Source organism: Rhodococcus sp. AH-ZY2 (assembly GCF_030916465.1).
GTDB classification, from domain to species: domain Bacteria; phylum Actinomycetota; class Actinomycetes; order Mycobacteriales; family Mycobacteriaceae; genus Rhodococcus; species Rhodococcus ruber.
The window spans coordinates 3,246,850-3,262,483 of sequence record NZ_CP126458.1 but is presented as its reverse complement, the minus strand read 5'-3'; the positions used below and the strand labels follow the sequence as shown (position 1 = coordinate 3,262,483).

Below are 15,634 nucleotides of genomic sequence, written 5' to 3'. Positions count from 1 at the left end.
AGGATGAAGTAGATGGCTGAAGGCACGTCGGGCAAGCAGGCGCTGACGATCGCAGACCTGCCCCGGTTGCTGGCCGGAGTCGTGGACCGCGAGCCCGACCGCGTCGCCCTCGCCCACGGTGACACGCAGCTGACCTACAGCCGGCTCCAGCAGGAGATCGCCACCCTCGACGCCGCGATGGGAGGCGTGCTCGGGATCGAGGCGCTGGTCCCGGTCGTGCTGTCCAACCTCGCGCCCGGGCTCCTCGCCGACGGTGGGCTGCCCGCCGTGCTCGACGGTCTCCTCGCCGACGCCGCCGCCGTCCTCGGTGACGCCGCCGTCGCCCCCGCCGGACCCGACCTCGGCACCCTCGTGGGCCGGTTCGACGCGCAGGTCGCGGCGACCCCCGACGCGGTCGCCCTCGAATTCGACGGCGAGACCCTGACCTACGCGGAGTTCGATGCCCGCGTCAACCGGCTCGCGCGGCACCTGATCGGGCTCGGCGTGGGCCCGGACACCCGCGTCGGCCTGTCGATGCGGCGATCCTTCGACCTGCTCGTCGGCATGTACGCCGTCGTCAAGGCCGGCGGCGCCTACGTGCCGCTGGATCCGGACCACCCCGCGGACCGCATCGCCTACGTCCTCGACATCGCCGAACCGGTCGTGGTGGTCACCACCGCCCGGGACCGCGTGGACCTGCCGGCCTCGGTACCCGTGGTCCTCGTCGACACCCTCGACCTCGCGGCCGTGTCCGCGGACCCGGTGCGCGACGACGAACGGCTCGGCTCCCTGACCGCCGACGATCTCGCGTACGTCATCTTCACCTCGGGTTCCACCGGCCGCCCGAAGGGCGTCGCGGTCGAGCACCGGGCCATCGTCGCGAACATCGCCTGGCGACAGGCCGAGTACGGGCTGCGCGGCGACGACGTCGTGCTGCAGAAGACGCCCTTCACGTTCGACGTGTCGGTGTGGGAGTTCTTCTGGCCGCTGCAGGTGGGCGCGCGACTGTCGATCGCGCTGCCCGACGGTCACCGCGACCCCGCCTACCTGGCGCAGACCATGATCGAGCGCCGGGTCACCGTCGCCCACTTCGTCCCCTCCATGCTCGCGGTCTACCTCGCCGAGCCGACCGCCGCGGCCGTCACCTCGCTGCGGTACGTCTTCGCCTCGGGTGAGGCGCTGCCCGCGCAGACCGTCGCCCGGTTCCACGCGATCTCCACGGCCGGGCTGCACAACCTGTACGGCCCGACCGAGGCCGCGGTCGACGTCACCTACTACGAGACCCACAGCGACGACACCGTCGTCCCCATCGGTGCGGCCGTGGCCGACACCGATCTCTACGTGCTCGACGAGGGATTGCGGCCCGTTCCGCAGGGGGTCGAGGGAGAGCTGTACCTGGCGGGCATCCAGCTCGCACGCGGCTACCTGCGCCGGCCCGACCTGACGGCGGACCGCTTCGTCGCCGATCCGTTCGGTGCGCCGGGCGATCGCATGTACCGCACCGGTGACCTGGTCAAGTGGAACACCGACGGTCTGATCGAGTACGTCGGGCGCACCGACTTCCAGGTCAAGCTGCGCGGCCTGCGCATCGAGCTCGGCGAGATCGAATCCGCCCTGCTCGACCACCCCGGGGTCCGGCAGGCGGTCGTCGTCGTGCACTCCGACGAGACGCTCGGCGATCACCTCGTCGGTTACCTCGTCACCGACGGTGAACCGGTCGACCGTACCGAGCTGGCTGCGGCCGTGCGTCGGCGGTTGCCGGACTACATGGTGCCGTCGCTGTTCGTGGAAATGACGGAGTTTCCCCTCAACGCGTCGGGCAAGCTCGACCGCGGAGCGCTGCCCGAGCCCGACTTCAGCGTTCTGGCAACCGAATACCGCGCACCGAGCACCCCCACCGAGGAAACGGTCGTCGCGGCGTTCGAGAGTGTGCTCGGCGTCGAGCGGCTCGGCGTCGACGACGACTTCTTCGCCCTGGGCGGCAACTCACTGAGCGCCACGCGCGTGGTGGCGCGGATCAACGCCGACCACAAGGTCCGCATCGACGTACGGGAGTTCTTCGACGCCCCGACCGCCGCGCAGCTCGCCACGCTCGTCGACGCGGCGATGGCCGCCGGCGACTCCCACCGGCCCCCGCTGGTGCCGCAGGTGCGGCCGGAACGGGTGCCGTTGTCGCTGGCGCAGCGGCGGATGTGGTTCCTCAACCGCCTCGATCCCGGCTCGGCGGTCAACAACATCACGGTCGTCCTGAGACTGTCCGGGGCGCTCGACGTCGACGCGCTCGGGGCGGCCGTGGCGGACGTGGTGACCCGGCACGAGGTGCTGCGCACCGTCTACCCCGAGACGGAGGGCGTCGGCTACCAGCAGGTGCTGCCCACCTCTGACGTGAACCCGGCGCTCACGCCGTCGGCGGTGAGCGAGTCCGAGATCGTGCCGACGGTCGCGGAGATCGTCTCGGCCGGATTCGACGTCACCACCGAGGTGCCCGTTCGCGTACGTCTGCTGCGGGTGTCGGACACCGAGCACGTGCTGGTGCTCGTGGTGCACCACATCGCCGCGGACGGATTCTCGATGGGTCCGCTCACGCGGGACGTCATGGTCGCCTACGACGCCCGGACCCGGCACGAGGCACCGGCGTGGGAGCCGTTGACCGTCCAGTACGCCGACTACGCCATCTGGCAGCGACAGGCCCTCGGCTCGGAGGACGACCCGCAGTCGGTCGTCACCCAGCAGATCGAGTACTGGACACGTCGGCTCGACGGCGTACCCGAGCGACTGGACCTGCCCACGGATCGGCCGCGGCCGGCGGTCGCCGGCAACCGTGCCGCGGTGCATGCCTTCACCGTCGGCGAATCGGTGCACCGGGGTCTCGTCCGGCTGGCACACGAGACCCGGACGACGCCGTTCATGGTGGTGCACGCCGCCCTGGCGGCGGTCCTCAGCCGCCTGTCGGGCTCGGCGGACGTCACCATCGGCACTCCGATCGCCGGTCGCGGCGAGCAGGAACTCGACGACCTGATCGGCATGTTCGTCAACACCCTCGTGCTGCGCACCGAGGTCGAGCCGGGGGAGCCCTTCACCCGGTTGCTGGCGCGCGTGCGCGAGTCCGACCTCGCCGCCTTCGGTCACGCGGACGTCCCGTTCGAACGGCTCGTGGAGGTACTCGATCCGGTCCGGTCGCAGTCCCATCACCCGCTGTTCCAGGTGATGCTCGCCTTCCAGAATCTCGAACAGACCAGCCTCGAACTGGGTGAGCTCGCGATCAGTCCCGTGACCGCGAACCGCGAACAGTCGCAGTACGATCTGTCGTTCATCTTCGCCGACACCGTGGACGAGAACGGCGAACCCGGTGGTCTCGCCTGCGACCTGCTCTACGCCACCGACCTGTTCGACGAGCCGACCGTCGCGACCCTCGTGCGCCGGTTGCTGCGGGTGCTCGAGACCGTCGCCACCGACCCGGCACGGGCCGTGGGCGACATGGCCCTCCTTTCGGCACCGGAGCGACAGGCACTGACGTCCGTGCACGGTGCCGCCGCGGAGGCCGGCGGCACCCTCGCCGAGATCCTCGCCCTCGCCGCGCGTCGCGACCCGGCGGCCGTGGCCCTGCGGTTCGACGGCCGGTCGGTGTCGTACGGGGATCTGGACGCGACGTCGTCGCGTCTGGCCCGGATGCTGATCTCCCGTGGTGTGGGACCGGAAGACCGCGTGGCCGTGGCCGTGCCCCGGTCGATCGAGTCCGTCACGGCGTTGTGGGCGGTGGTCAAGGCCGGTGCCGCGTTCGTCCCCGTGGACCCGACGTACCCGACCGAGCGGATCGCCTACATGCTCTCCGATTCCGGCGCGGTGCTCGGGATCGCCACAGCCGGAACCTTCGCTACGCTACCGGATTCCGTTCCGTGGCTCGTGCTCGAGGAAGCGATCGAGGCCGGCGCGGGACTGCCGGCGGGACCGGTGGCCGACGCCGAACGCGTGCGCTCCCTGCTTCCCGCACACCCGGCGTACGTCATCTACACCTCCGGCACGACGGGCACGCCGAAGGGCGTCGTGGTCGCGCATGCCGGAGTGGTGAACTTCTGCGCCGAACAGGTGGAGCGGTACGCGGTCACCGCCGACTCCCGCACGTTGCACTTCGCGTCGCCGAGCTTCGACGCCTCGGTGCTCGAACTGCTGCTGGCGTTCGGTGCGGGCGCGACGATGGTCGTCGCGCCGACCTCGGTGTACGGCGGCGCCGAGCTCGCCGGTCTGCTGGCCGGGGAGGCGGTCACCCATGCCTTCGTGACCCCCGCGGCCCTCGGCTCGGTGGATCCCGAGGGCCTCGACTGCGTCCGCGTGGTGATCACGGGCGGCGAGGCGTGCTCCCCGGGCCTGGTGGCACGCTGGGCGACGATCCTGCCCGACGGATCGCGCCGCGCGTTCTTCAACGCCTACGGTCCCACCGAGTCGACGGTGGCCTCGAACATCAGTGACGCCCTGCTACCCGGCGAACCGGTGGTGATGGGCGGCCCCGTCCGCGGAATGCGGGTACTCGTTCTCGACGACCGGTTGCAGCCGGTGCCCGTGGGTGTTCCGGGCGAGCTGTACCTGGCGGGAATTCAGGTGGCCCGTGGGTATCTGGGCCGGGCCGGGCTGACCGCCGAGCGATTCGTGGCCGATCCGTACGCCACCGACGGCAGCCGGATGTACCGGACCGGTGACGTGGTGCGGTGGTCCGGTTCCCCCGGGGACGAGACGACCGGGGTGGTCGAGTACGTCGGCCGGGCCGACGACCAGGTGAAGATCCGCGGTTTCCGGATCGAACTCGGTGAGATCGAAGCGGCTCTCGCGCGGTGCGCCGGCGTCGCCCAGGCGGTTGCGACGGTGCGCCGGGACGGGCAGCGGGGTGAGCAGCTCGTCGGCTACGTCGTTCCCGAGCCGGGCACCGAACTCGACGGCGCCGCCGTGAAGGACTCCGTGGCACAGTTCCTGACGAGCTACATGGTGCCGCACGCGGTCGTGGTCCTGAACTCGATCCCGCTGACGCCGGGCGGCAAGCTCGACCGGCGTGCACTGCCGGAACCGGAGCAGGAAGCCCGGGTCTTCCGGGCTCCGACGACCCCGGTCGAGGAGATCGTCGCGCGGGTCTTCGCCGACGTCCTCGGCGTGGAACGGGTCGGTCTGGACGACGACTTCTTCGAACTGGGCGGCAACTCGCTGGTCGCCACGCAGGTGATCTCCCGGCTCGCCGCCGCGCTCGGCACGGCGGTTCCGGTGCGGACCCTGTTCGAGGCTTCGGCGGTCGCCTCGCTCGCGGCCCGTCTCGAGCAGGCCGACTCCGCCGGCAGCCGGGTGCCGTTGGTGGCACGCCCGCGGCCCGAGCGGGTTCCGCTCTCGTTGGCGCAGCGCCGCATGTGGTTCCTGAACCGATTCGAACCGGACTCCGCGGTGAACAACATCCCGCTGGCCATCCGGTTGTCCGGGTTGCTGGACCGGCACGCCCTGCAGGTGGCGGTCGCCGATGTGCTCGCCCGGCACGAATCCCTGCGGACGGTGTATCCGGACGCCGACGGCGTGGCGTACCAGCAGGTGTTGCCGACCTCGCGGGTGATTCCGGATCTGTCGCCGATTCCGGCCTCGGAGAACGAACTGATCGCCGAGGTCCTGACGATGGCTTCGGCCGGGTTCGACGTGTCGACGCAGGTGCCGTTCCGGGCGCGGTTGTTCGAGGTGTCCGCAACCGAGCATGTTCTCGTCCTCGTCGTGCACCACATCGCGGCCGACGGCTTCTCCATGGGGCCGCTCACCCGTGACGTGGTGGTGGCGTACTCGGCACGGGCCACCGGCGGCGAACCGGAGTGGGAGCCCCTGCCGGTGCAGTACGCCGACTACGCGTTGTGGCAGCGGGAGATCCTCGGCTCGGAGGACGACCCGGACTCGGTCGTCGCGAGTCAGGAAGCGTACTGGAGCGGCGCGCTCGCCGGACTGCCCGACCAGCTCGACCTGCCGTCCGACCGTCCCCGGCCGGCGTCTGCTTCCAACGCGGGTGCGGTGCACGAGTTCTCGCTCGGACCGGAACTCCATGCCGCGATCGGACGGGTCGCACGTGAGCGCAACGCCACCCCGTTCATGGTGGTGCACGCGGCGCTGTCGGTGCTGCTGGCGCGGTTGTCGGGGACCGACGACATCGCCGTCGGCACCCCGGTGGCCGGTCGCGGCGAGCAGGAACTCGACGACCTCGTCGGCATGTTCGTCAACACCCTGGTGCTGCGGACCCGGGTCGAGGGTGGGGAGTCCTTCGAGGACCTGCTCGCGCAGGTGCGCGGCACCGACCTCGACGCGTTCGCGCACGCGGACGTGCCGTTCGAGCGGCTGGTGGAGGTGCTCGATCCCGCCCGGTCGACGGCGCGGCACCCGCTGTTCCAGGTCATGTTGTCCTTCCAGAACCAGGCGACGGGAGCCCTCGAGCTGCCGGGCCTGACCGTCTCGGGCCTCGACTTCGACGCCGCGACCGCCCGGTTCGACCTGCAGTTCTCCCTCGCCGAAACGACCTCCGAGACAGCCGATTCCGTCGGGTACGCGGTCGGGATCACCTATGCGACGGATCTGTTCGATGCGTCGACGGTGGCGGGGTTCGCGGCGCGGTTCGTGCGGGTGCTCGAGGAGGTGGTGGCCGATCCGTCGGTGGCGGTGGGGGATCTGGAGATCCTCGAGCCGGGGGAGCGGTCGCGGGTGCTCGAGGTGTGGAACGACACGGGGCATGCGGTGCCGGCGGTGACGTTGGTGGGGTTGTTCGAGGAGCAGGTGCGGCGGTCGCCGCAGGCGCCGGCGGTGACGTTCGACGGTGTGTCGCTGACGTACGGGGAGTTCGCCGGGCGGGTGCGGCGGTTGGCGCGGCATCTGGTGTCGGTGGGGGTGGGGCCGGAGTCGCTGGTGGGGTTGGCGATGCGCCGGTCGATCGATCTGCTGGTGGGGATGTATGCGGTGGTGGAGGCCGGGGGCGGGTATGTGCCGCTGGATCCGGATCAGCCGGCCGAGCGCAACGGGTACATCCTCGAGGTGGCGGCGCCGGTGGTGGTGTTGACCACGACGCGGGACGGGTTCGTGGTGCCGGGGGAGAGCTCTGTCCGCACTCTGGTGCTCGACGAGTTGGATGTGTCGGGGTACTCGGGTGCGCCGGTGTCCGATGCGGAGCGGCGGGCGCCGTTGCGGGGGTCGAACACGGCGTATGTGATCTTCACGTCGGGGTCGACGGGGCGGCCGAAGGGGGTGGCGGTCTCGCATGCGGCGATCGTCAATCGTCTGGTGTGGATGCAGGGGCGGTACGGGCTGACCGGCGCGGATGTGGTGTTGCAGAAGACGCCGTTCACGTTCGATGTGTCGGTGTGGGAGTTCTTCTGGCCGTTGCAGGTGGGGGCGCGGTTGGTGGTCGCGGCCCCGGACGGGCACCGCGACCCCGCCTACCTTGCTGCGCTGATGGCCGAGCAGTCCGTCTCGGTGGTCCACTTCGTGCCCTCCATGCTCGCCGTGTTCGTCGCCGAGCCGACCGTGGCCGACCTGCCTTCGCTCCGCTACGTCTTCGCCTCGGGTGAGGCACTGCCGGGCGCCGTCGCGGCGCGCCTGCGGACGCTGGTCCCGGGGGCGGCGGTGCACAACCTGTACGGGCCGACCGAGGCCGCGGTGGATGTGACGTTCCACGAGGTGACCGACGCGGATGTGGTGTCGGTGCCGATCGGTGCGCCGGTGTGGAACACGGGTGTGTTCGTGCTCGACGGGCGGTTGCATCCGGTGCCGGTGGGGGTGCCGGGTGAGTTGTATCTGGCGGGTGTGCAGCTCGCGCGCGGGTACGTCGGCCGGTCGGATCTGACCGCGGATCGGTTCGTGGCGAACCCGTTCGGGGCGGCGGGGGAGCGGTTGTACCGCACCGGTGATCTGGTGACGTGGACCGCCGGCGGGGAGCTCGAGTACCTGGGCCGCACGGACTTCCAGGTCAAGCTGCGTGGTCTGCGCATCGAACTCGGCGAGATCGAAGCCGCCCTCGTCGAACACACCGAGGCGGCCCAGGCGGTCGCGCTGGTCCGTGCCGAGCAGCTGGTGGCGTACGTCGTCCCGGCGGCCGGAGCGTTCGACGACGCCTTCGCTCGTCGCACCCTCGAGGCGCACCTCCCGTCGTACATGGTGCCGTCGGCGTTCGTGGTGCTCGCGGAGTTGCCGCTGAACGCGTCGGGCAAGCTGGACCGGAAGGCGTTGCCGGAGCCGGTGTTCGAGGTCAAGGCGTTTCGTGCCGCGACGACTCCGGTGGAGGAGATCGTGGCGAGTGTGTTCGCCGAGGTGCTCGGTCTCGAGCGGGTCGGTCTCGACGACGACTTCTTCGCGCTCGGCGGCAACTCGCTGATCGCCACGCAGGTGGTCTCGCGGATCGGGGCGGCGCTCGACGCGTCGGTGCCGCTGCGGGTGCTGTTCGAGACCTCCACCGTCGAGGCGTTCGCCGCGGAGGTCGGCCGCCAGATCGGTACCGGTGCCCGGCGCCCGCTCGAGGCGGCACCGCGTCCCGAGCGGGTGCCGCTGTCGCTCGCCCAGCAGAGGTACTGGTTCCTCAACCAGTTCGACACCTCCTCCGCGGTGGACAACATTCCCTTCGCGGTGCGACTCCAGGGCGAGCTGGATCTCGCCGCGATGCAGGCGGCGGTGCGCGACGTGATCGGCCGGCACGAGATGCTGCGCACCTACTACCCGGATCCCGACGGCGGACCGCACCAGATCGTGCTCCCCGTGGACGATGCGCTGCCCGATCTGACGCCGTACGACGTCACCGAGGACAACCTCACCGAGGAAATCGTCGCGTTCATGTCCACGACCTTCGACGTGACACGTCAGGTGCCGGTGGCCTCGCGGATCTTCCGGATCACCGACACCGATTACGTCCTGGCGTTCGTCGTGCATCACGTCTCCGCGGACGGCGCCTCGATGGCACCCCTCGCCCGCGACGTCACCATCGCCTACGAGGCCCGGTCCCGCGGGGAGACCCCGGGGTGGGAGCCGCTGCCCGTCCAGTACGCGGACTACGCGTTGTGGCAGCGCGACGTCATCGGTTCGGAGGACGATCCCGACTCCGTCGCCGCGCAGCAGATCGAGTACTGGAAGCGGACCCTGGCCGGTCTGCCCGACCAGATCGATCTCCCCGCCGACCGCCCACGACCTCCGCGTCAGAGCTTCCGTGGCGACTCGCTGCACTTCACCGTCGACGCCGAGTTGCACCGGGGTCTGCAGGATCTGGCACGCCGCCACAACGCCACGCTGTTCATGGTGGTGCACGCCGCCCTGGCGACCCTGATGGGACGGCTGTCGGGTACCGAGGACGTCGCGATCGGTACGCCGATCGCGGGCCGCGGCGAGCGGGTGCTCGACGACCTGATCGGCATGTTCGTCAACACGCTGGTCTTCCGCACCCGCGTGCAGTCCGATGTCGCATTCGACGAGTTCCTGGCTCAGGTCCGGGAGACGGACCTCGGTGCGTTCGCGCACGCCGACGTGCCGTTCGAGCGCCTCGTGGAGGTGCTCAATCCCGTGCGGTCGACGGCCCGGAACCCGCTGTTCCAGGTGGGCCTGTCCTTCCAGAACCTCGCACAGACGAAGTTGGAACTGCCGGGGCTGACCGTCTCCCCGACCAACTTCGAGCTCGAGCTCGCCAAGACCGACCTGCAGCTGACCGTCTTCGACCGCTACGACGAGGACGGGACGCCGGCTCGTATCGACGCGACGTTCACGTGTGCGACGGATCTGTTCGACAAGGGCACCGTGGCCGGTTTCGCGGAGCGGTTCGTGCGGGTGCTCGAGGCGGTCGTGGCGGATCCGTCGGTGGCGCTGGGGGATATCGAGATTCTCGACGGGGCCGAGCGGGTGCGGGTGCTCGAGGCGTGGAACGAGACCGGTCACGAGGTGGATGCGTCGGCGACGTTGGTGGATCTGTTCGACGAGCAGGTGCGGCGGGCCCCGCAGGCGCCGGCGTTGGTGTTCGAGGGGCAGGCGCTGAGTTACGGCGAGTTCGATGCGCGGGTCAATCGCCTTGCCCGGCACCTGATTTCTGTCGGGGTGGGGCCGGAGTCGACGGTGGCGCTGGCGATGCGCCGGTCGGTGGAGTTGCTGGTGGGGATGTACGCGGTGGCCAAGGCCGGCGGTGCGTATGTGCCGCTGGATCCGGATCAGCCGGCCGAGCGGACCGGGTACGTCCTCGAGGTGGCGGCGCCGGTGGTGGTGCTGACCACCGGGCGCGACGGGTTCGAGGTGCCGGGACAGACGATCCCGATGCTCAGCCTCGACACCCTCGACCTCGGTGAGCTGTCGGGTGCTCCGGTGGCCGATGCGGAGCGGCGGGCGCCGTTGCGGGCGTCGAACACGGCGTATGTGATCTTCACGTCGGGGTCGACGGGTCGGCCGAAGGGTGTGGCGGTGCCGCACGGGGCGGTCGTGAACCAGTTGGTGTGGAAGCGGGCGGAGTATGCGCTCGGTGCCGACGATGCGGTGCTGCTGAAGACGGCGGCGACGTTCGATCTGTCGGTGTGGGAGTTCTGGTCGGCGCTGGTCTGTGGTGGCCGGGTGGTGATCGCGGCGCCGGACGGGCACCGCGACCCTCGCTACCTCGCCGGGCTCATGGCCGAGCAGTCCGTGACGACGCTGCACGTGGTGCCCTCGATGCTCGAGGCGCTGCTCGTCGAGACCGGCGGAAGCCTGGCGAACTCGCTGCGGCAGGTGCTCGCGATCGGTGAGGCGTTGCCGGCGGCGACGGCGGGTCGGTTCCTGGCGCACAACGCGGCCCGGTTGGACAATCTGTACGGTCCGACGGAGGCGGCGGTGTCGGTGACCTTCCACGAGGTCGACGACGCCGCGGGTGTGTCGGTGCCGATCGGTGTGCCGGAATGGAACTCGCGGGTGTTCGTGCTCGACGGGCGGCTGCGGCCGGTGCCGGTCGGGGTGTCCGGCGAGCTGTATCTGGCGGGTGCGCAGCTGGCCCGCGGTTATCACGGGCGGGCGGATCTGACGGCGGAGCGGTTCGTCGCGTCCCCGTTCGGTGCCGGTGAGCGGCTCTACCGCACCGGTGACCTGGTGCGGTGGGATGCGGCGGGCCGGCTCGAGTACGTGGGCCGCACGGACTTCCAGGTCAAGGTGCGTGGTTTCCGGATCGAGCTCGGCGAGATCGAGGCCGCGCTGCGCGGACTCGGCAGCATCCGGGACGTGGCGGTGATCGCGCGCGACGACGACCGCGGCGGCGCGCAGCTCGTGGCCTACGTCGTTCCGGCCGGAAGTGCGGAAATCGATGCGGCACAACTCAAGTCGTCCCTGGCGCAGCAGTTGCCGTCGTACATGGTGCCGGCGGCGTTCGTGGTGCTCGAGGCGCTGCCGCTGAACGTCAACGGCAAGCTCGACCGCAAGGCGTTGCCCGCGCCGGTGTTCGAGGCGCGGGAGTTCCGGGCCCCGACCACCGTCACGGAGGAGGCCGTGGCGCGGGTGTTCGCCGAGGTCCTCGGTCTCGAGCAGGTCGGTCTCGACGACGACTTCTTCGCCCTCGGCGGCAACTCGCTGCTCGCCACCCAGGTCGCCTCCCGGCTCGGTGCCGCTCTCGACGTCCGGGTGCCGATCCGCGCGCTGTTCGAGTCGCCCACCGTCGAAGCCCTCGCGGTGTCCGTCCAGCATCAGAGTGCCGACGCACGGCGCCCGCTCGAGGCGCGGCCGCGTCCCGAGCGCATCCCGCTCTCGCTCGCGCAGCAGCGCATGTGGTTCCTCAACCGCTTCGACACGGACACCGCCGCGTACAACGTGCCGATGGCGATCCGGCTGACCGGGACGCTCGACGTCGCGGCGCTGCAGGCGGCGGTCGGAGACCTCGTCGCCCGGCACGAGATCCTGCGCACCTACTACCCGGAGACGGCCGACGGCCCGATCCAGGTCGTCGTGCCCGCCGCCCAGGCCGAACAGGACCTCACCCCGGTCCCCGTCGCCGAGAACGAGATCCTTGCGGCCGTCCACGAACTCGGGTCCACCACCTTCGACGTCACCACCGAGGTGCCGTTGCGGTTGCGGATGTTCCGGCTTGCCGACAACGACCACGTGCTCGCGCTGGTCGTCCACCACATCTCGGCCGACGGTTCGTCGGCGGGTCCGCTCACCCGGGATCTGATGCAGGCCTACATCGCGCGCTCGCAGGGCGAGTTCCCGGCGTGGGCACCGCTGCCGGTGCAGTACGCGGACTACGCGCTGTGGCAGCGGGAGGTCCTCGGCTCCGAGGACGATCCCGAGTCGATCGCGGCGAAGCAGGTGGCGTACTGGAAGAAGGCCCTGGCCGGTCTGCCCGACCAGCTGGACCTGCCCACCGACCGGCCGCGTCCGGCCGTGCAGTCCTTCGCCGGCGCCCGGACCGGGTTCGCCGTCGACCCCGAACTGCACGCCCGCCTGATCGAGCTCGCGCGTCGCAGCAACACGACGCTGTTCATGGTGATGCACACCGCCCTCGCGGTGTTCCTCGCACGGATGTCCGACACCGACGACATCGCGATCGGCACGCCCATCGCGGGCCGTGACGAGCGGGCCCTCGACGACCTCATCGGCATGTTCGTCAACACCCTGGTCTTCCGGACGCAGGTTCGTCCGGATGCGGCGTTCGAGGAACTGCTGGCGCAGGCGCGCGAGGCCGACCTGGGCGCATTCGCCAATGCCGACGTGCCGTTCGAGCGGCTCGTGGAGGTCCTCAACCCCGTCCGCTCGACCGCGCGGCACCCGCTGTTCCAGGTGGGCCTGTCGTTCCAGAACGTCGCTCAGTCCCGCCTCGAGCTGCCCGGTCTGACCATCGCGAACGTCGATGCGGACATGGAGATCTCGCAGTTCGATCTGCATCTGATCGTCACCGACCGGCACGCCGAGGACGGCGCCGCGGCCGGCGTGACCGGCTTCTTCACCTACGCCACGGACCTGTTCGACGAGTCCACGGTGGCCGGATTCGCCCGGCGCTTCCTGTGGTTGCTCGAGTCCGTGGTGGCGGACCCGGCGCTGCCGGTGGGCGACGTGCCGCTGCTCGACGACACCGAGCGGCTCCGGGTGCTCGAGGGCTGGAACGACACCGGTCACGCCGTCGACACCTCGGCGACCCTCGCCGACCTGTTCGACGCGCAGGTGCACCGCACCCCCGACGCCCCCGCCCTGTTCTTCGCGGGCGAGACGCTCACCTACGGCGAGTTCGACGCCCGCGTCAACCGGCTCGCCCGGCACCTGATCTCGACGGGGGTCGGTCCCGAATCGACGGTCGCCCTGGCGATGCGCCGATCGACCGAGCTGCTCGTCGGCATGTATGCCGTCACCAAGGCCGGTGGCGTGTACGTGCCGCTCGACCCGGACCAGCCGGCCGAGCGGACCGGATACATCCTCGATGCCGCGGCACCGGTGGTGGTACTGACCACCGAGCGGGACGCGTTCGAGCTACCGGGGGACAGCTCTGTCCCGCACCTGGCGATCGACACGGCCGACCTGGCGCACTACACCGGTGACCCGGTCACCGACGCCGAGCGGCGGGCGCCGCTGCGGGCGTCGAACACCGCGTACGTGATCTTCACCTCGGGGTCGACGGGCCGGCCGAAGGGGGTGGCGGTCCCGCACGCGGCGATCGTGAACCAGTTGCTGTGGAAGCGCGAGCACTTCGGGCTCGGGTCGCAGGACGCGGCGCTGCTCAAGACCGCGGCGACGTTCGACCTGTCGGTGTGGGAATTCTGGTCGGCGCTGGTCTCCGGTGGCCGCCTGGTGATCGCCACGCCGGACGGCCACCGCGATCCCGGCTACCTGAACACCCTGATGGCCGAGCAGGCGGTCACCACCCTGCACGTGGTGCCGTCGATGCTCGAGGCGCTGCTCGTCGACTCCGACGGGGTGCTGCCCAGGTCTCTGCGCCGGGTGCTCGCGATCGGTGAGGCGCTGCCGGCGGCGACGGCGCAGCGATTCCTGCAGCACAACACCGCGCAGCTGGTCAATCTCTACGGCCCGACCGAGGCCGCGGTGTCGATCACCGCGGGCGAGGTGGCCGATGTCTCCGGGGCCTCGGTGTCGATCGGCGTGCCGGAATGGAACTCGCGGGTCTACGTGCTCGACGGGCGTCTGCACCCGGTGCCGGTCGGGGTGTCCGGCGAGCTGTATCTCGCCGGTGCGCAGTTGGCACGCGGCTACCACGGCCGTGCGGATCTGACGGCGGAACGGTTCGTCGCCTCGCCGTTCGGCGACGGCGAACGGCTCTACCGCACCGGCGACCTCGTCCGATGGGACTCGGCCGGGCGCCTGGAGTACCTCGGCCGCAGCGACTTCCAGGTCAAGGTGCGCGGATTCCGGATCGAGCTCGGCGAGATCGAAGCCGCGCTGCGCGGTGCCGACGACGTGCGCGACGTCGCGGTGATCGCCCGGGAGGACGATCGGACGGGCACGCAGCTCGTGGCGTACCTGGTGCCGGAGGCGGGCGCGGTGCTCGACCTCGCGCACGTGAAGTCCGGGCTCGCCGGGGCGTTGCCGTCGTACATGGTGCCGGCGGCGTTCGTGGTGCTCGAGGCGCTGCCGCTGAACGTCAACGGCAAGCTCGATCGCCGGGCGCTGCCGGAGCCGGTGTTCGAAGCGCGCGAGTTCCGCGCTCCGAGCACCCCCGTCGAGGAGATCGTCGCGGGCGTGTTCGCCGACGTGCTCGGTCTCACCCGGGTCGGTGTCGACGACGACTTCTTCGAGCTCGGCGGCAACTCGCTGCTCGCCACGCAGGTCGTCTCCCGCATCGGCGCCGCGCTCGACGCGAAGATCCCGGTCCGGGCCGTCTTCGAGGCGACCACGGCCGGGGCGCTCGCCGTCGCGGTCGAGCAGCACGCCGGCGGTGGCGGGCGTCCGCCGCTGGTGCCGCAGCCGCGGCCGGACCGGGTGCCGCTGTCGCTGGCCCAGCAGCGCATGTGGTTCCTCAACCGGTTCGACACCGAATCGGCGGCGAACAACATCCCGGTCGCCGTCCGGCTGACCGGCATGCTCGACGTGGACGCCATGCGGGCCGCGGTGCGCGACGTCGTCGCCCGGCACGAGGTGCTGCGCACCGTCTACCCGGAGTCCGACGGGCACGCCTACCAGGTGGTCCTGCCGGTCGCCGAGGCGGCACCCGACCTCACACCCGAACCGGTGTCCGAGGCCGACCTCGTCGCCCGGGTCACCGAGGTGGTCTCCGCGGGCTTCGACGTCACCGACGAGATCCCCTTGCGGGCCAGGCTCTTCCGCGTCGCCGACGACGATCATGTGCTGGTGTTCGTCGCGCACCACATCAGCGCCGACGGCTGGTCCATGGCACCGCTGACGCGCGATGTGATGATCGCGTACGTCGCGCGCGCGGCCGGGCACGAACCGAACCGGGCGCCGCTGCCGGTGCAGTACGCGGACTTCGCGCTGTGGCAGCGTCAGGTGCTGGGCGCGGAGGACGATCCGGACAGCCTCGTCTCCGCGCAGGCCGACTACTGGAAGCGGACGCTCGCCGGCCTGCCCGACGAGCTGAACCTGCCCACCGACCGGCCGCGACCGTCGGTGCAGGCCTTCGAGGGCGGCAAGATCGAGTTCCGCATCGATGCGGGCACCCATCGGCAGGCCGCCGACCTCGCCCGGCGCAGCGGCACGACGCTGTTCATGGTCA

The 15,634-nt window shown here is 70.8% G+C and carries 1 protein-coding gene (cut by a window edge); it reads left to right on the top strand.

Going from position 1 to position 15,634, the window contains the following annotated elements; all coding sequences use genetic code 11:
• The first annotated feature begins 12 nt into the window (after window positions 1–12).
• A protein-coding gene (locus tag QNA09_RS15885; protein WP_308071972.1) for a non-ribosomal peptide synthase/polyketide synthase crosses the window boundary here: on the top strand, window positions 13–15,634 show its 5' portion. The gene runs 13,922 nt beyond the window's last position; 15,622 of the gene's 29,544 nt are visible here — the first part of the coding sequence; it begins with the start codon at window positions 13–15; the stop codon falls past the right edge of the window.